The sequence below is a fragment of the Enterobacter sp. ENT03 genome (assembly GCF_019218745.1).
In the GTDB taxonomy this organism is placed as follows: domain Bacteria; phylum Pseudomonadota; class Gammaproteobacteria; order Enterobacterales; family Enterobacteriaceae; genus Enterobacter_D.
Map to the genome: position 1 here is coordinate 179,505 of NZ_JAHUXA010000002.1, position 15,626 is coordinate 195,130.

Genomic DNA, 15,626 nt, shown 5'->3' on the forward strand with positions numbered 1-15,626 from the left:
TGCTATGTTATATAGCACACGCTATGCCCGAAGGTGAAAATTATTCGCATTTAGGGAACAGTAGAAAGATGCCGCGCAGGGCGTACTGTTAACAGATGTCTCGTACCTCGCTCAAATTGCGACGTCCCGCACGTTGTTTAATCATGCGTAAATGAGAGAATTTTATTGCTCGCGATCAGTGGGTTAAATGAAGAGTTGAACATGGATTTACGGTTACGGTGGCATTTCAGGCCAGTTACGTCAGGGATTACGATATGGACACAGTTGAGGAATTAAACGGCACCTATTTTTATGCGGGTAAATCAAATCTTACTGCGGCTGAACTGCTGTTCATGATTTTTTGTGAGAATACAGCAAATCAATTCGGCATTGGGGCAGCCGATTTCAGTGCGATTGTTGCCATTGTCTCCGGGCGAAATAATTTAGCGACAAGGGGAAAATTTGCGAATGCGACCAAAGGCACGTCTTATGCCTCAACAGGGGCAAGGGCAGTATTCAGGAAAACAAAGTTTCCCTTTGGCATCTCATTACCTACCTGGCTTGGAGGCTATACACCCTGGACGGCTCGTCGTGTGATGGTTCGCAATATTGCACCGTTTGTTGGTCGTTCGATCCCGTTAATCGGTGTGATCATACTTGCCTCTGATGTTTCACAAATTACCTGGCGCACCATTAGAGAATACAACACCATAGCAAGAGGCAACGATCAGTTATGGTAAATGAAATTGAGCAGAAAGTTTATGAGCTTATACGGCCCTATGCAGGCACTTATCTGTTTAACATGAAAAAAGTCGAATTAACGCCTGAGACCGACCTTGATACCGATCTGAGTATTGATGAACTTGAAGTCGAAGATCTGATGAATGAATTCTTCGACAAATTCAACGTTGAACGAGGGAATTTCAGCATTGAAACTTACTTCCCCGATACTCCTCTTTCATGGAATCCATTTAAAAAAACGGAACCCGTGCCCGTACCAGATTTCACTATTGGTATGTTGATCGAATCTGCGAAAGCCGGAAAGTGGTTGTACGACTAATCACCAACAAGGCGCTAAAATTATGGCCGTACCTGTACACATATTTTTAACTGATGATGGTGGCGCAATGATCCGTGAATCTTGCGATGTAAAAGACAGGGAAGGGAGTATCGAACTACGAGGCTTGCATCATCGTTTAACCATTCCAAGGGATCCGATGACGGGAATTTGTTAGCCCATGATGCGTGGAATGAGCGTCCCGGCATGTAATCATAGAGGCGTGCCCATGAAAGATGTAAAATATAAGCATCTTTCACATCAGGAGTGCGTCTGTATGTCCGGCAACCGCATTGCCCGCGAAAAACTCACTATCCGTAAAATGATCGCCCTGTACCAGCAGCGTGCGCCCGAGGCCGTCGCTGAGGCAGGGCATTACGACGCGCTCTATGCTTATGCGGAAAAGCGGCTGGATAAATGCGTGTTTGGCGAGGAAAAACCGGCGTGCAAGCAGTGCCCGGTGCACTGCTACCAGCCAGCAAAACGTGAAGAAATGAAGGCGATCATGCGCTGGGCGGGGCCGCGCATGTTGTGGCGTCATCCGCTGCTCACGGTGCGTCATCTGATTGACGACAAACGCCCGGTGCCGGAACTGCCGGAAAAATACCGGCCAAAAAAATAGCCCGGCAGAACTCCTGCCGGGCCAGTCATTTAGTGCAGCGTATCTTTATCAATTCCCAGCCGCTTCATTCTTGAGAGCAGCGTCGTGCGTTTTAATCCCAGCCGCTGCGCCGCGCCTTTCGGTCCGGCGACCACGCCGTTAGTTTCACGCAGGATCCTGACGATCAGCTGATACTCGTCTTCGCCCTCCAGCGGGGTTTCCACCGGCGCACTGTGAGGTTGCGGCACGCTCATTTCCGCCATCGACAGTTGCAGGACGTTACCCCGCGTCAGCAGTACCGCGCGCTCGACGACATTTTCCAGCTCGCGCACGTTCCCCGGCCACGGCTGGTTGCTTAAGGTGCGCAGCGTTTCGGCAGGAATACTGTCGATATTGCGTCCCAGCCGATGGGCGATTTTAAAGGTGAAGGCTTTCACCAGCAGCGGAATATCTTCCGGGCGTTCGCGCAGCGGTGGAATGCGGATCGGGAAAACATTCAGGCGATAGTAGAGATCGCTGCGAAATTCGCGATCCGCCACCATCTGTTGCAGGTCGCGGTTAGTGGCGGCGATCAGGCGCACATCCGTCTGGATCAGCTTATTGCTGCCGAGACGCTCAAACTCCTGCTCCTGCAAGACGCGCAGCAGCTTCGGTTGCAGTTCGAGCGGCATATCGCCCACTTCATCCAGGAACAGCGAGCTTTTATCCGCCAGTTCGAAGCGGCCAATGCGCTGCGCGCTGGCACCGGTAAAGGCACCGCGCTCATGCCCAAAGAGATCGCTTTCCAGCAATCCGGCAGGCATGGCGGCGCAGTTCATTTTCACCATCCGCCGTGCGTTGCGTCCGCTGAGATTGTGAATGGCGCGCGCTATCAGTTCCTTACCGGTACCGGTTTCACCGAGGATGAGCACCGTACTGTTGCTTTTCGCCACCATCTCCACCTGTTGCAGCACGCTGTACATGGCTTCACTGCGGCCGATGATCTCCCCGAATTCGCTGTCCACGTTGTTTAACTGCTCGGTCAGCGCGAGGTTTTCATCCACCAGCCGCTCTTTCAGCCGGTGAATTTCCTGATACGCCTGAGCATTATCGACGGCGATGGCCACGCGTTCCGCGATCTGCCGCAGCAACGACAGCGTGGAAGGCGTGAAGGTTTCGCCATCGCACTGCGCCAGTTTGAGTACGCCAAGCAGCGTGGAACCGGACATCAGCGGCAGCAGGCACAGGGTCTGGATCTGATTGCCCCAGGTTTCAAACAGCCGACGCTCATAGGGCGCCAGCTTGTCGCGCTCATGCAGTTTCAGCACCAGCACGTCTTTACTTTCAAAGACCCGCTCCGAAAGCGTACCCGCTTCGTCCACTTCACTTTGTTCATGCACCGGCGAGCGGTCATTGGGATAGTGCGTGGAATAAATAGTCAGTTTGCCCTTGCGACTGCTGCGCAGCACGATGCTGATGGCGTCGATGTGGAAATAGTGGTGGATCTCTTTCGCCACTTCGCTGACCAGCTCGTCAATGTCCAGCCGGGACAGCACCGCATTGGTGATGGCGACCAGAATGCGGAAGTTATCGCGCTCGCGGCACAGCAATTCGTGATCGGATGCGCCGTCAGGGTGCTGCTGAAGATGTTCCACCACCACGCCGATAAGCTGAGTGAGGGTATGCAGGCGGGCATACTCTTTCTCGCTCCAGGGCGTGTCGGCCTGGCGGATAAACTCGCAGCCGCCAAAAATCCGCCCGTCTACCGCCAGCGGCAGCAGGCCGTAGTGCCCCCATTGCTCGTACAGGCTGCTGGCTGCCAGTTGCGGCCAGGTATCGCAGAACTCGGCATAATTACAGTGCAGCGCTTCCGGGCGGGAGAGAATGCGCCGCACCGGGCCGTTCGCCAGCAGGGTGTCATCCTCGTATTTCACCCTACGGTCGTCTGCCCGCGTGGCGTAATAACGGGCACGATGTTCGTCGGCGTTCCACAAGATGATCGCCGCGCTGTCTGCAAGGCCCGATTGCCTGACCAGCTGCGTCAGGCTCTGACAGAGCGACGCCAGGTCGGACTGATGTAATAACGTGCGCGTAATATCAAACAGACCTTGCTGCCCGAGATCGCTCATCGGTGTATACGACATATCGCTATTCCAGAATGGCACCGAAAACCGGTGCAAAAAAAAGCATGAATTTATATATACGTGCTTGCGGCACAAAAATCAGCAAATGCGCGGCAGCGGTTCGGCGTGAGGCAGATCCAGCATGCGCTTCACGCCGTACAATCCGGCAAGACGCACGCCCTGGCGCGCCACCACCTCGCCGATCATTGCTGCCTCGCGGCCCAGCGGATGGGCGCGCAGACGCTCCAGCACCGCGTCGGCGGCCTGGCGTTCTACGGCGATCACCAGTTTGCCTTCATTGGCAAAATTCAGCGCCTCCAGCCCCAGCAGTTCACAGACGCCGCGCACCGCGGGTTTCATCGGCACGTCGCGCTCGCGCAGTTCGATGCCGTAACCGCAGCAGGCGGCAAACTCATGTACCACTGCGTTTACGCCGCCGCGCGTGGCATCGCGCAGGGCTTTGACGCCGTGAATATCGCGCAGGGACTGGATAAGCGGCGTCAAGACGGCGCAGTCGCTGACCAGATCGCCATCCAGACCGAGGTTTTCCCGCAGATTAAGGATTGTCGCGCCGTGATCCCCCAGCGTGCCACTCACCAGCAGGACGTCACCGGGTTGCAGCTGTTGCGCCCCCCAGCGGATCCTGGCGGGAATAGCGCCAATCCCGGCAGTATTGATAAAAAGCTTATCCGCCGCGCCGCGCTGCACCACTTTGGTATCGCCGGTCACGATGGCGATGTCGGCAGCTTTCGCCGTCGCCGCCATGCTGTTGACCACGGCCCGCAGCGTGTCGAGGGGCAGACCCTCTTCGAGAATAAAGCCGCAGGAGAAGAAGCGCGGCAGCGCGCCGCTCACCGCCACATCGTTAGCGGTACCGCAGATGGCGAGCTTGCCGATGTCGCCGCCGGGGAAAAACAGCGGATCGATAACGTAGCTGTCGGTGGAGAAGGCCAGCCGGTCGCCCGCGGCGGTGAGCGTGGCGAGATCAAGCCGTGCCTGATCTTCCTGCTCCGCCAGCCACGGATTATCAAACGCCTGCATAAACAGGCTATTGATCAACTGCTGCATCGCCTGACCGCCGCTGCCGTGGGCCAGTTGCACTGTACTCATGCTTCACACTCCTGACTGCGATAGTGATACCAGGCGGCGCAGGCCCCTTCCGAGGAGACCATCAGCGCGCCAAAGGCCGACTGCGGATTGCAGGTTTTGCCGAATAGCGGGCACTGGTGCGGTTTGCATTTACCGGTCAGCACGTCACCGCAACGGGCGCGGGGATCGTCATAGGCCTGTTGCGGGGCAGGGCGAAAATGCGCCTGCGCATCAAAGGACTGGTACGCCGGTGTGAGTTGCACGCCGGAGTGGTCGATCATGCCAAGTCCGCGCCATTCGCTTTTACCTTCGACGCAGAACACCTCGGCCATGGCCTGACGGGCCAGCGCGTTGCCGCCATCCGGCACCACGCGGCGGTACTGATTTTCGACGCGACTGCGGGCTGCTATTTTCTGCTCAACCAGCATCAGTACGCCTTGCAGTAGATCAAGGGGTTCGAAACCCGCCACCACTAACGGGCGCTGAAAGTCGCTGGCGATAAAATTATAAGCGTCGATGCCAATCACCATACTGACGTGCCCCGGCGCTAAAAAGGCATCAATACCGTTGTCCGGTGCGTCCAGCAGGCTGCGCAGCGTCGGGATCAGCGTGATGTGCTGGCAGAAAAAATAGAAATTAGGAAGGCCGCGCGCCTTCGCCTGTTGCAGCGTAATGGCGGTGGCGGGCATGGTGGTTTCAAAACCGAGGCCGAAAAACACCACCTTGCGCTGGGGGTTTTCCGCCGCCAGCGTCAGCGCATCCATCGGCGAGTAGACAATGCGAATATCCGCGCCGCGCGCTTTCGCCTGCAACAGCGAACCGTTTTTTCCCGGTACGCGAAGGGCATCGCCGAAGGTGCAGAAAATGACCTCCGGGCGGCTGGCGATCTCCACGCAGCTGTCGATGCGTCCCATCGGCAACACGCACACCGGGCAGCCCGGCCCGTGAATGAATTCGATATTCTCCGGCAGCAGCTGATCGAGGCCGAATTTGAAAATCGCGTGAGTATGGCCGCCGCACACTTCCATAATGCGCAGCGGGCGGGCAGCGGTGTACGACAGCAGGCGGGCGCGATCCCGCAGCCGCTCGATCAGCTGCATCACCTGTTCCGGGGCGCGGTATTCATCAACAAAACGCATCACTGGCCTCCGGTGTGGTGGGCGTCACCGTACAGCAGCGCGCCGACATCCGGCTCTACGTCGAACATATTTTGCAGGGCGCTCAGCGTGTCGCGGGCTTCCGCTTCGTTGATCACGCTCATCGCAAAGCCCACGTGCACCAGCACCCACTGGCCAAGACGCGACTGGCCCGTGTCGTCGGTGCTGCCGACCAGCGTCAGATCCACGTCGCGCTGAATGCCGCAGACGTCCACTTTCGCCTGTACCCCGTCAATGGCGCTGATTTGCCCCGGTACGCCTATGCACATTGTTGCGCCTCCAGCCAGCCCAGCCAGCGGTCCATACCTTCGCCGTTGGTGGCGGAAATCAGCATCACTTCAATCTGCGGATTCACCGCCTTTGCTGCGGCAATACAGCTTTCAACATCGAAATTCAGGTACGGCAGCAGGTCGATTTTATTGAGCAGCATCAGCGAGGCGGCGGCAAACATATGCGGATACTTCAGCGGTTTGTCTTCGCCTTCGGTGACGGACAACACCGCGACTTTATGCCGCTCGCCTAAATCAAAGCTCGCCGGGCACACCAGGTTGCCGACGTTCTCGATAAACAAAATCCCGCCATCGTCCAGCGGTAAACGCGGCGCGGCGTCGGCGATCATCTGCGCATCCAGATGGCAGCCTTTACCGGTATTCACCTGAATCGCCGGGGTGCCGGTGGCGCGAATACGCGCGGCGTCGTTCACCGTTTGCTGATCGCCTTCAATGACCGCGCAGGCGGTTTTCCCTTTCAGGCGCAGCAGGGTTTCGGTGAGCAGGGTGGTTTTACCGGAGCCGGGGCTGGAGACCAGGTTCAGCACCAGCAGCTCGCGGGCAGCGAAGCGCGCGCGGTTGCGGGCGGCAAGCTGGTTATTTTTGTCCAGCACGTCGATTTCCACTTCCAGCATCCGGCGCTGGCTCATGCCGGGGGCATGGGTGCCCGCCTCGCCGTGACCATAATGCAGATCGCCGTTGTCGGTTTGCGTCGGGCTGAAGGCGGTTTTCATGCCGGTGATGGTCAGCCCTGGGCGGGCGGCTGGCGCAAAAGGCGCGCCGCGAAACGCCGAGTGCGGATTGTGCTCGTCGCCTTCTATATAGAGATTGCCTTCACTGCAACCACAGGTGGTACACATGTTTCACTCCTGTTCAATTTCCAGACGCTGAATTTGCAGACCGTCGTCGGCGACAATCTGTAACCTGTCGCTGTGACACTGTGGGCAACGGCGCACGCGCTGGCTCAGTAAGGTGACGTACTGCTGACACTGCCCACACCAGCACTCGGCCTGCTGTTCATCGAGATGCAGTACACAGCCTTCCGCCAGCGTGCCGCGGCAGACCAGATCAAAGCAGAAGCGCAGCGCGCTGCTCTCGACGCATGAAAATGCGCCGATTTTTAACCACACGCCGGATACGCGACGCGCCCCGTGTGCCGCAGCCTGTTGCTCAATGAGTTCCAGCGCGCGCTGGCAAAGCGTAATTTCATGCATAGCGCCTCCCGTTAGTCGATGGGCTAGCAAATGCAATAACGATGCCAGCTCTCACTGACATGTCACTGACGATGTCGATGCTGACGAAATGACATGGCACCGCCAGCACTAAATTAGTTTTTATTGTTTTAATTCAGATAGTTAAAAACTGGCATAAAAACTGCTAACAGCGGTTATCGCAACTAATTGGGTAACCTGACATGACCATCTGGGAAATTAGCGAAAAAGCTGACTACATTGCCGAACGGCATCAACGCCTCCAGGATGAATGGCGTCATTACTGCAACTCACTGGTTCAGGGGATCACCCTGTCAAAAGCGCGGCTGCATCACGCCATGAGCTGCGCGCCGGACCGGGATCTGTGCTTTGTCCTGTTCGAACACTTTCCGGTTTACGTCACCCTCGCCGATGGCTTCAACAGCCACACCATCGAGTATTACGTCGGCAGCAAAAACAGCGACGACAAGTTGTTGATCGCGCAGGCGCAGATCGGGCTGGATGGCCGCGTTGACGGCCACGTCAGTAACCGCTCCCGCGAAGCCGTGCTTGAACACTATCTCGATAAAATCGCGACGCTTTACAACGGCCTGTATGCAGCGATTGAAGAGGATCTGCCGATCGATCTGCATCAGCTGGTGAACCGCCCGTTGCAGACGGCGCAGGCGTAACCGCATGGGTGTCGATGAGTGTCGAAACAGACAGTGCATCGGCATGATTTCGTCAAAAATGACCACCTGAGGAATGCCTGGTGAATCGTTTTGTAATTGCTGACTCCACCCTCTGCATCGGCTGCCACACCTGTGAAGCCGCCTGTGCCGAGACGCATCGCCAGCGCGGTTTGCAGTCTATGCCGCGGCTGAAAGTGATGCGCAACGAAAAAGAATCTGCGCCGCAGCTCTGTCACCACTGCGAAGACGCGCCCTGCGCCGGGGTCTGCCCGGTCAATGCCATTAACCGCGTCGATGGTGCGGTGCAGCTCAATGAAAGCCTGTGCGTCAGTTGCAAGCTGTGCGCCATCGCCTGTCCGTTTGGTGCCATTGAAATGTCCGGCAGCCGCCCGCTGCATATTCCGGCTAACGCCAACACGCCGAAAGCGCCCGCTGCGCCCCCGGCACCCGCCCGTGTCAGCACGCTGCTGGACTGGGTACCCGGCGTGCGCGCCGTGGCGGTGAAATGCGATCTGTGCAGCTTCGATGAGGCAGGCCCCGCCTGTGTGCGCACCTGCCCGACGCAGGCACTGCATCTGGTCAATAACCTCGACATCGCCCGCGCCAGCAAGCGCAAACGCGAACTCACCATCAACGCTGATTTTGGCAATTTGTCGGCACTGACCCGCACGCCAGGAGGTACAAATTGAACGCGCTCTCTCTCATTAACAGCGCGCTGCTGTGCTTCGCAGTGGCGGCGCTACTGGCAGCGGCGTTTTCTTTTCATAAGCCGCTTAGCGGTGTGATGGCGGGACTGGGCGGCGCACTCGCCAGCGCCATGACGGCAGGGGCCGGGGCGCTGGTGCTGCTTGACGGCGTGGCGGTGCAGGGCACGGTGTCGCTGGCGGAGGTCGGTATGCTGATCACACCGCTGTCGGCGATCTGGCTTATCACCCTTGGCCTGTGCGGGCTGTTTGTCAGTCTGTTTAACCTCGACTGGCATCGCCACGCCGGGGTACAGGCGAACGGTCTGCTGATTAACGCGCTGATGGCGGCGGCGGTGTGTGCTGTCGTTGCCGATAACCTCGGCGTGCTGGTGGTGATGGCGGAGATCATGGCGCTGTGTGCGGTATTTCTTACCGGGTGCGGTCCGTCGGCAAAACTGTGGTTTGTGCTCGGCCGGGCGGGTACGCTGCTGCTGGTGGTGAGTTGCGGCTTGATCTGGCAGCGTTATCACACGCTGGATCTGACGCAGATGAATATCGCCGCCCGGCAGCTGCCGCTGAGCGCCGGGATCTGGCTCTCCGGCGTGGCGGGCTTTGGTCTGCTGGCGGGGATCATCCCGCTGCACGGTTGGGTGCCGCAGGCCCATGCGAATGCCAGCGCGCCCGCGGCGGCGCTGTTCTCCACCGTGGTGATGAAAATCGGCCTGTTTGGCATCCTCACGTTGTCGCTCGTGGGCGGTAATCCACCGCTGTGGTGGGGCATTGTGCTGCTGGTGCTGGGGATGGTGACGGCTTTTGTCGGCGGCCTTTACGCGCTGATGGAGCACAATATTCAGCGCCTGCTGGCGTACCACACGCTGGAAAACATCGGCATTATTTTGCTGGGGCTGGGTGCCGGACTGACGGGTATCGCCCTGCAACAGCCTGCATTGATCGCGCTTGGCATGACCGGCGGTCTGTATCACCTCATCAATCACAGCCTGTTTAAAAGCACGCTGTTTCTCGGCGCGGGCAGCGTCTGGTATCAGACCGGGCACCGCGATATTGAAAAGCTGGGCGGCATCGGCAAACGCATGCCGCTGATTTCGCTGGTCATGCTGGTGGGGCTGATGGCGATGGCGGCGCTGCCGCCGCTGAACGGCTTTGCCGGGGAATGGGTGATCTACCAGTCCTTCTTCCGGCTGAGCAGCAGCGACCTGTTTATTGGCCGTCTGCTTGGCCCGCTGCTTGCGGTCGGGCTGGCGATCACCGGCGCGCTGGCGGTGATGTGCATGGCGAAAGTCTACGGCGTGACCTTTCTCGGCGCACCGCGCACGCCTGAGGCGGCAAACGCCCGTCCTGCGCCCGTGTTGATGACCTTCTGTGTGGTGGCGCTGGCGCTGTGCTGTATCGCGGGCGGTGTGGGCGCGCCCTGGCTGCTGCCGCTGTTATCAACGGCAGTGCCGCTGCCGCTTGCCACCGCGCAGACCAGCGTGTCGCAGCCGATGATCGCGCTGCTGCTGGTGGCCTGCCCGCTGTTGCCGCTGATCATCATGCTGCTGCTGAAAGGCGACCGTTTACCGGGCCGCCAGCGCGGTGCGGCCTGGGTGTGCGGATACGATCACGAGCCATCGATGGTGATCACCGCCCACGGTTTTGCTCATCCGGTAAAAGCGGCTTTTGCCCCGGTGCTGAAGTTGCGTCACTGGCTGAACCCGGTCGCCCGCATTCCTGGCTGGCAGCGTGAAGGGGCGGCAGTACTGTTCCGCCGTCTGGCGCTGATCGAGCTGGCGGTGCTGGTGGTCGTTGTGATTTCCCGAGGAGCCTGAACATGAATCTGCTGTTTCCGTTACTTCAGGCGCTGGTGCTGTTTGCCCTCGCGCCGCTGTTGTCCGGCGTGACCCGCGTGGCGCGCGCTCGTCTGCACAATCGCCGCGGGCCGGGCGTGCTGCAAGAATACCGCGACCTGATCAAGCTGTTTGGTCGTCAGAGCATTGCGCCGGATGCGGCGGGCTGGGTGTTTCGCCTGATGCCGTTCGTGATGGTCGGCGTAATGCTGACCATTGCCACCGCGCTGCCGGTGATCACCGTTGCGTCGCCGCTGCCGGTGCTGGGCGATCTGATCACCTTGATCTACCTGTTTGCCATCGCGCGCTTCTTCTTTGCCATCGCCGGGCTGGACACCGGCAGTCCGTTTACCGGGCTGGGGGCCAGCCGCGAGGCGATGCTCGGTGTGCTGGTGGAGCCGATCCTGATCTTAGGATTGTGGGTCGCGGCGCTGGTGGCCGGCTCAACGCACATCTCTTATATCACCGCGGCGATTTACCACTGGCCCGCCGGACGCAGCCTGCCGCTGATCCTCGCGCTGTGCGCCTGTGCCTTCGCCACTTTTATTGAGATGGGCAAACTGCCGTTCGATCTCGCGGAAGCGGAGCAGGAGCTTCAGGAAGGCCCGCTCACTGAGTACAGCGGTAGCGGCTTTGCGGTGCTGAAGTGGGGCATCTGCCTCAAACAGCTGGTGGTGCTGCAACTCTTTGTCGGCGTCTTTTTCCCGTGGGGGCAGATGATGCACTTCAGCGTTACCGGCCTGCTGCTGGCGCTGGTCATTGCCATCGTGAAATTGCTGGTCGGCGTGCTGGTGATTGCGCTGTTTGAAAACAGCATGGCGCGTCTGCGTTTTTGCGCCACCTCGCGCGTCACCTGGGCCGGTTTCGGCTTTGCCTTTTTAGCCTTCGTCTCCTTGCTGGCGGCGTGATTTAAGAGAACTTATGTATGTCTGAAGAAAAAATCGGTCAACACTACCTCGCCGCACTGCATCAGGCCTTTCCGGGCGTGGTGCTGGATGAAGCCTGGCAGACCCGCGATCAGCTCACCCTGACGGTGAAAGTAAATTATCTGCCGGAAGTGGTGGAGTTTCTCTATTACCAGCAGGGCGGCTGGCTGTCGGTGCTGTTCGGCAACGACGAACGCCAGCTGTGCGGCCATTACGCCGTCTACTACGTGCTGTCGATGGAGCAGGGGACCAAATGCTGGATCACGGTGCGGGTGGAAGTGGACGCCGCTACCCTGGAGTTTCCGTCGGTGACGCCGCGCGTACCGGCGGCGGTGTGGGGCGAGCGCGAAGTGCGCGACATGTATGGCCTGCGCCCGGTCGGGCTGCCGGATGAGCGTCGTCTGGTGCTGCCGGATGACTGGCCGGACGAACTCTATCCGCTGCGTAAAGACAGCATGGATTACCGCCAACGCCCGGCCCCGACCACCGACAGCGAAACCTATGAGTTTATTAACGAGCTGGGCAGCAAGAAAAATAACGTCGTGCCGATCGGCCCGCTGCACGTCACCTCGGACGAACCGGGCCATTTCCGCCTGTTTGTCGATGGTGAAAACATTATCGACGCCGATTACCGCCTGTTCTACGTCCATCGCGGCATGGAAAAGCTGGCGGAAACCCGCATGGGCTACAACGAAGTCACCTTCCTGTCGGATCGCGTGTGCGGCATCTGCGGCTTTGCCCACAGCACCGCTTACACCACCTCGGTAGAAAACGCGATGGGCATTAAGGTGCCGGAGCGTGCGCAGATGATCCGCGCCATTCTGCTGGAAGTGGAACGGCTGCACAGCCACCTGCTGAACCTCGGCCTGGCCTGTCACTTTGTCGGCTTTGACTCCGGCTTTATGCAGTTTTTCCGCGTACGCGAAACCTCCATGAAAATGGCGGAGATCCTCACCGGGGCGCGTAAAACCTACGGCATGAACCTGATTGGCGGCATTCGTCGCGACATGCTGAAAGACGACATGATCCAGACCCGCCAGTTGGCGCAGCAGATGCGCCGCGACGTGATGGAGCTGGTGGATGTGCTGATGAGCACGCCGAATATCGAACAGCGTACCGTTGGCATTGGCCGTCTGGATCCGCAGATCGCCCGCGACTTCAGCAACGTCGGCCCGATGGTGCGCGCCAGCGGCCATGCGCGCGATACCCGCGCCGATCACCCGTTCGTCGGTTACGGGCTGCTGCCGATGACCGTGCACAGCGAGCAGGGCTGCGACGTGATCTCCCGCCTGAAAGTGCGCATCAACGAAGTGCTGACCGCGCTCAATATGATCGACTTTGGTCTGGATAACCTGCCCGGCGGCCCGCTGCTGGTGGAAGGCTTTACCTATATTCCGCACCGCTTTGCCCTCGGTTTTGCCGAAGCGCCACGCGGCGATGACATTCACTGGAGCATGACCGGCGACAACCAGAAACTCTACCGCTGGCGCTGCCGGGCGGCGACCTACGCCAACTGGCCGACCCTGCGCTATATGCTGCGTGGCAACACGGTATCCGACGCGCCGCTGATCATCGGCAGCCTCGATCCGTGCTACTCCTGTACCGACCGCATGACGGTGGTGGATGTGCGCAAGAAGAAAAGCAAAGTGGTGCCGTACAAAGAGCTTGAGCGCTACAGCATCGAGCGTAAAAACTCGCCGCTGAAATAAGGAGTCGCCATGTTTACCTTTATCAAAAAAGTCATCAAAACCGGCGCGCCGACCTCGTCGTACCCGCTGGAGCCGATTGCCGTCGATAAAAACTTTCGCGGCAAACCGGAGCACAATCCGCAGCAGTGTATCGGCTGCGCGGCCTGCGTGAACGCCTGTCCGTCAAACGCCCTGAGCGTGGAAACCGATCTGGCCTGCGGCGAACAGGCCTGGCAGTTTAACCTCGGGCGCTGCATTTTTTGCGGTCGCTGCGAAGAGGTCTGTCCGACGGCGGCCATTACCTTGTCCCAGGCCTATGAACTGGCGGTATGGAAGAAAGAGGATTTCCTGCAACAGTCGCGCTTTGCGCTGTGCGAATGCCGCGTCTGCGCCCGGCCCTTCGCCGTGCAAAAAGAGATCGACTACGCCATCGCCCTGCTGCAACACAACGGCGACACCCGTGCGCACGAGCACCGGGAGAGCTTCGAAACCTGCCCGGACTGCAAACGTCAGAAATGCCTGGTGCCGTCAGATCGCATTGAACTGACGCGCCACATGAGGAAGGCCAGCTAATGCAAAACCTAATTGGACCGCGTGACGATAACGGCATTCCGGTGCCGATGACGGTGGACGAATCCATCGCGCGCATGAAAACGTCGCTGCTGAAAAACATCAAACGCTCCGCTTATGTCTACCGGGTAGACTGCGGCGGCTGCAACGGCTGCGAAATCGAGATTTTCGCCACGCTTTCGCCGCTGTTCGACGCCGAACGCTTCGGCATTAAAGTCGTGCCGTCGCCGCGTCATGCCGACATTCTGCTGTTTACCGGGGCGGTGACGCGCGCCATGCGCTCGCCTGCGCTACGCGCCTGGCAGTCAGCGCCGGATCCGAAAATCTGCATCTCTTACGGTGCCTGCGGCAACAGCGGCGGCATCTTCCACGATCTCTACTGCGTGTGGGGCGGCACCGACAAAATTGTGCCGGTGGATGTTTATATTCCTGGCTGCCCGCCGACGCCTGCCGCCACGCTGTATGGCTTCGCCATGGCGCTGGGGCTGCTGGAGCAGAAGATCCACGCTCGTCTGCCGGGGGAGCAGGACAATCAGCCCGCCGGGCTGTTGCATGGCGATATGGTGCAGCCGCTGCGCGTGCGTGTGGATCGTGCTGCCCGTCAGTTGGCCGGTTTTCGCTATGGCCGCCAGATAGCCGATGATTATCTGCGGCGGCTGGGAGAGGGCGAGCAGCAGGTGGCGCGCTGGCTGGAAGCGGAAAACGATCCACGGCTGAACGAAATCGTGCAGCAGCTTAACAGCGTGGTGAACGAGGCGCGGATCGGATGAGCGAGAACGTCGTTTTCAGTCAGTTGAGTCGTAAGTTTGTCGACGAGAATGACGCCACGCCGCCCGCCGCGCAGCAGGTGGTCTATTACAGTCTGGCAATCGGACATCACCTGGGGGTGATCGACTGCCTGGAAGCGGCGCTGACCTGCCCGTGGCAGGCGTATCTGGCGTGGATCGGTACGCTGGAGGAGGGCTGCGAGGCTCGGCGCAAAATGGAAGGCGTGCCGAAGTATGGCGAGATCGTCATTGACCATTCGCACATCAGCATGCTGGCAAACGCCTTTGATCGCGCCCAGGCGCGCCAGACGCCGGAGCAACAGGCCTGGAGCAAGACGCTGCTCAGCATGCTGCACGATATTTATCAGGAGAATGCCATCTACCTGATGGTAAGGAGATTACGTGACTGACGTTTTATTGTGTGTCGGCAACACCATGATGGGCGATGATGGCGCAGGCCCGCTGCTGGCGGAAATGTGCGCCGAGCGGGGATGCGGCAAGTGGACGGTCATTGACGGCGGCAGCGCGCCGGAAAATGACATCGTGGCGATCCGCGAACATAAGCCCGCGCGGCTGATGATCGTCGATGCCACCGACATGGGGCTTAATCCGGGTGAGATCCGTATTATCGATCCGGATGACATCGCCGACATGTTTATGATGACCACCCACAATATGCCGCTTAACTATCTGGTTGATCAGATAAAAGACGATGTCGGCGAGGTGATTTTTGTCGGCATTCAGCCGGATATTGTCGGCTTTTATTACCCGATGACGCCGCCGGTGAAGGAGGCCGTGGAAACGGTGTATCAACGCCTCGCCGGATGGCAAGGGAACGGCGGTTTCCCGCCGTTATGATTGAAACTCAGCCCGGCGGGAAATGCCGGGCGGCGCTGCGCTTGCACCGGCCTACATGATGTCGACAATGTGGTTTTTTGTAGGCCCGGTAAGCGAAGCGCCACCGGGCTACATGATTTCGATAATGTGGTTTTTTGTAGGCCCGGTAAGC

18 protein-coding genes and 1 pseudogene are annotated in these 15,626 nt (G+C 59.1%); 13 read left to right on the top strand and 6 right to left on the bottom strand.

The window, feature by feature from the left end:
• Nucleotides 1-254 precede the first annotated feature (254 nt).
• The 4 genes and pseudogenes from KW828_RS05760 to KW828_RS05770 all read left to right on the top strand — a co-directional run bounded on the left by KW828_RS05760 (nt 255) and on the right by KW828_RS05770 (nt 1,658).
• Nucleotides 255-719 (top strand): STM2901 family protein, encoded by a 465-nt coding sequence (locus tag KW828_RS05760; protein ID WP_218335507.1) that lies wholly within the window; start codon nt 255-257, stop codon nt 717-719.
• Nucleotides 713-1,039 carry a DUF1493 family protein gene (locus tag KW828_RS05765; protein WP_218335508.1) on the top strand — a complete coding sequence of 109 codons (327 nt, stop codon included), beginning with the start codon at nt 713-715 and terminating at the stop codon, nt 1,037-1,039. Before KW828_RS05760 ends, KW828_RS05765 begins: the two co-directional genes overlap by 7 nt.
• Before the next feature lie 22 nt (nt 1,040-1,061).
• A pseudogene (locus KW828_RS21865) lies at nt 1,062-1,205 on the top strand (type VI secretion system tube protein Hcp); the annotation flags it as partial.
• 108 nt (nt 1,206-1,313) lie between these two features.
• Entirely contained in the window at nt 1,314-1,658 is a 345-nt protein-coding gene (locus tag KW828_RS05770) for a nitrous oxide-stimulated promoter family protein (protein WP_218335646.1), read from the top strand.
• 29 nt (nt 1,659-1,687) lie between these two features.
• Here the strand turns inward: KW828_RS05770 and flhA are convergent, their stop codons facing one another.
• The 6 genes from flhA to hypA all read right to left on the bottom strand — a co-directional run bounded on the left by flhA (nt 1,688) and on the right by hypA (nt 7,468).
• Nucleotides 1,688-3,760 (bottom strand): formate hydrogenlyase transcriptional activator FlhA, encoded by a 2,073-nt coding sequence (gene flhA / locus KW828_RS05775; protein ID WP_218335509.1) that lies wholly within the window; start codon nt 3,758-3,760, stop codon nt 1,688-1,690.
• Between the two features lie 78 nt (nt 3,761-3,838).
• On the bottom strand, nt 3,839-4,849 hold the full coding sequence (gene hypE / locus KW828_RS05780; RefSeq protein ID WP_218335510.1) for a hydrogenase expression/formation protein HypE: 1,011 nt from the start codon (nt 4,847-4,849) through the stop codon (nt 3,839-3,841).
• Nucleotides 4,846-5,967: a hydrogenase formation protein HypD gene (gene hypD / locus KW828_RS05785; protein ID WP_218335511.1), complete on the bottom strand. Its 1,122-nt coding sequence runs from the start codon at nt 5,965-5,967 to the stop codon at nt 4,846-4,848. Before hypD ends, hypE begins: the two co-directional genes overlap by 4 nt.
• Nucleotides 5,967-6,254 (bottom strand): HypC/HybG/HupF family hydrogenase formation chaperone, encoded by a 288-nt coding sequence (locus tag KW828_RS05790; protein ID WP_218335512.1) that lies wholly within the window; start codon nt 6,252-6,254, stop codon nt 5,967-5,969. The genes hypD and KW828_RS05790 overlap by 1 nt, the downstream gene beginning before the upstream one ends.
• Complete coding sequence (gene hypB, locus KW828_RS05795) at nt 6,245-7,114, bottom strand: hydrogenase nickel incorporation protein HypB (RefSeq protein ID WP_218335513.1); 870 nt, start codon at nt 7,112-7,114, stop codon at nt 6,245-6,247. The genes KW828_RS05790 and hypB overlap by 10 nt, the downstream gene beginning before the upstream one ends.
• Nucleotides 7,115-7,117: 3 nt before the next feature.
• Nucleotides 7,118-7,468 (bottom strand): hydrogenase maturation nickel metallochaperone HypA, encoded by a 351-nt coding sequence (hypA, locus tag KW828_RS05800; RefSeq protein ID WP_218335514.1) that lies wholly within the window; start codon nt 7,466-7,468, stop codon nt 7,118-7,120.
• A 200-nt stretch (nt 7,469-7,668) separates the two neighbouring features.
• Here hypA and hycA point away from each other — a divergent pair, with 200 nt between their 5' ends.
• The 9 genes from hycA to hycI all read left to right on the top strand — a co-directional run bounded on the left by hycA (nt 7,669) and on the right by hycI (nt 15,475).
• Nucleotides 7,669-8,136: a formate hydrogenlyase regulator HycA gene (gene hycA / locus KW828_RS05805; protein WP_218335515.1), complete on the top strand. Its 468-nt coding sequence runs from the start codon at nt 7,669-7,671 to the stop codon at nt 8,134-8,136.
• Between the two features lie 80 nt (nt 8,137-8,216).
• On the top strand, nt 8,217-8,825 hold the full coding sequence (locus KW828_RS05810) for a 4Fe-4S dicluster domain-containing protein (protein WP_218335516.1): 609 nt from the start codon (nt 8,217-8,219) through the stop codon (nt 8,823-8,825).
• Complete coding sequence (gene hycC, locus KW828_RS05815) at nt 8,822-10,648, top strand: formate hydrogenlyase subunit 3 (RefSeq protein ID WP_218335517.1); 1,827 nt, start codon at nt 8,822-8,824, stop codon at nt 10,646-10,648. The genes KW828_RS05810 and hycC overlap by 4 nt, the downstream gene beginning before the upstream one ends.
• 2 nt (nt 10,649-10,650) lie before the next feature.
• Complete coding sequence (locus KW828_RS05820) at nt 10,651-11,574, top strand: respiratory chain complex I subunit 1 family protein (protein WP_218335518.1); 924 nt, start codon at nt 10,651-10,653, stop codon at nt 11,572-11,574.
• Between the two features lie 17 nt (nt 11,575-11,591).
• On the top strand, nt 11,592-13,301 hold the full coding sequence (gene hycE, locus KW828_RS05825; protein ID WP_218335519.1) for a formate hydrogenlyase subunit HycE: 1,710 nt from the start codon (nt 11,592-11,594) through the stop codon (nt 13,299-13,301).
• A 9-nt stretch (nt 13,302-13,310) separates the two neighbouring features.
• On the top strand, nt 13,311-13,853 hold the full coding sequence (locus KW828_RS05830; protein WP_218335520.1) for a formate hydrogenlyase complex iron-sulfur subunit: 543 nt from the start codon (nt 13,311-13,313) through the stop codon (nt 13,851-13,853).
• Complete coding sequence (locus KW828_RS05835) at nt 13,853-14,620, top strand: NADH-quinone oxidoreductase subunit B family protein (protein ID WP_218335521.1); 768 nt, start codon at nt 13,853-13,855, stop codon at nt 14,618-14,620. The genes KW828_RS05830 and KW828_RS05835 overlap by 1 nt, the downstream gene beginning before the upstream one ends.
• A complete protein-coding gene (locus tag KW828_RS05840; protein ID WP_218335522.1) occupies nt 14,617-15,027 on the top strand; it encodes a formate hydrogenlyase maturation HycH family protein in 411 nt (136 codons plus the stop codon). Before KW828_RS05835 ends, KW828_RS05840 begins: the two co-directional genes overlap by 4 nt.
• Nucleotides 15,020-15,475 (top strand): hydrogenase maturation peptidase HycI, encoded by a 456-nt coding sequence (gene hycI / locus KW828_RS05845; RefSeq protein WP_218335523.1) that lies wholly within the window; start codon nt 15,020-15,022, stop codon nt 15,473-15,475. The genes KW828_RS05840 and hycI overlap by 8 nt, the downstream gene beginning before the upstream one ends.
• Nucleotides 15,476-15,626: the final 151 nt, after the last annotated feature.

Excerpts from the sequence above, each read along its gene's own strand:
- KW828_RS05760 (WP_218335507.1), top strand. The coding sequence starts at position 255 with ATGGACACAGTTGAGGAATTAAACGGCACCTATTTTTATGCGGGTAAA.
- KW828_RS05765 (WP_218335508.1), top strand. The coding sequence starts at position 713 with ATGGTAAATGAAATTGAGCAGAAAGTTTATGAGCTTATACGGCCCTAT.
- KW828_RS05770 (WP_218335646.1), top strand. The coding sequence starts at position 1,314 with ATGTCCGGCAACCGCATTGCCCGCGAAAAACTCACTATCCGTAAAATG.
- flhA (WP_218335509.1), bottom strand. The coding sequence starts at position 3,760 with ATGTCGTATACACCGATGAGCGATCTCGGGCAGCAAGGTCTGTTTGAT.
- hypE (WP_218335510.1), bottom strand. The coding sequence starts at position 4,849 with ATGAGTACAGTGCAACTGGCCCACGGCAGCGGCGGTCAGGCGATGCAG.
- hypD (WP_218335511.1), bottom strand. The coding sequence starts at position 5,967 with ATGCGTTTTGTTGATGAATACCGCGCCCCGGAACAGGTGATGCAGCTG.
- KW828_RS05790 (WP_218335512.1), bottom strand. The coding sequence starts at position 6,254 with ATGTGCATAGGCGTACCGGGGCAAATCAGCGCCATTGACGGGGTACAG.
- hypB (WP_218335513.1), bottom strand. The coding sequence starts at position 7,114 with ATGTGTACCACCTGTGGTTGCAGTGAAGGCAATCTCTATATAGAAGGC.
- hypA (WP_218335514.1), bottom strand. The coding sequence starts at position 7,468 with ATGCATGAAATTACGCTTTGCCAGCGCGCGCTGGAACTCATTGAGCAA.
- hycA (WP_218335515.1), top strand. The coding sequence starts at position 7,669 with ATGACCATCTGGGAAATTAGCGAAAAAGCTGACTACATTGCCGAACGG.
- KW828_RS05820 (WP_218335518.1), top strand. The coding sequence starts at position 10,651 with ATGAATCTGCTGTTTCCGTTACTTCAGGCGCTGGTGCTGTTTGCCCTC.
- hycE (WP_218335519.1), top strand. The coding sequence starts at position 11,592 with ATGTCTGAAGAAAAAATCGGTCAACACTACCTCGCCGCACTGCATCAG.
- KW828_RS05830 (WP_218335520.1), top strand. The coding sequence starts at position 13,311 with ATGTTTACCTTTATCAAAAAAGTCATCAAAACCGGCGCGCCGACCTCG.
- KW828_RS05835 (WP_218335521.1), top strand. The coding sequence starts at position 13,853 with ATGCAAAACCTAATTGGACCGCGTGACGATAACGGCATTCCGGTGCCG.
- KW828_RS05840 (WP_218335522.1), top strand. The coding sequence starts at position 14,617 with ATGAGCGAGAACGTCGTTTTCAGTCAGTTGAGTCGTAAGTTTGTCGAC.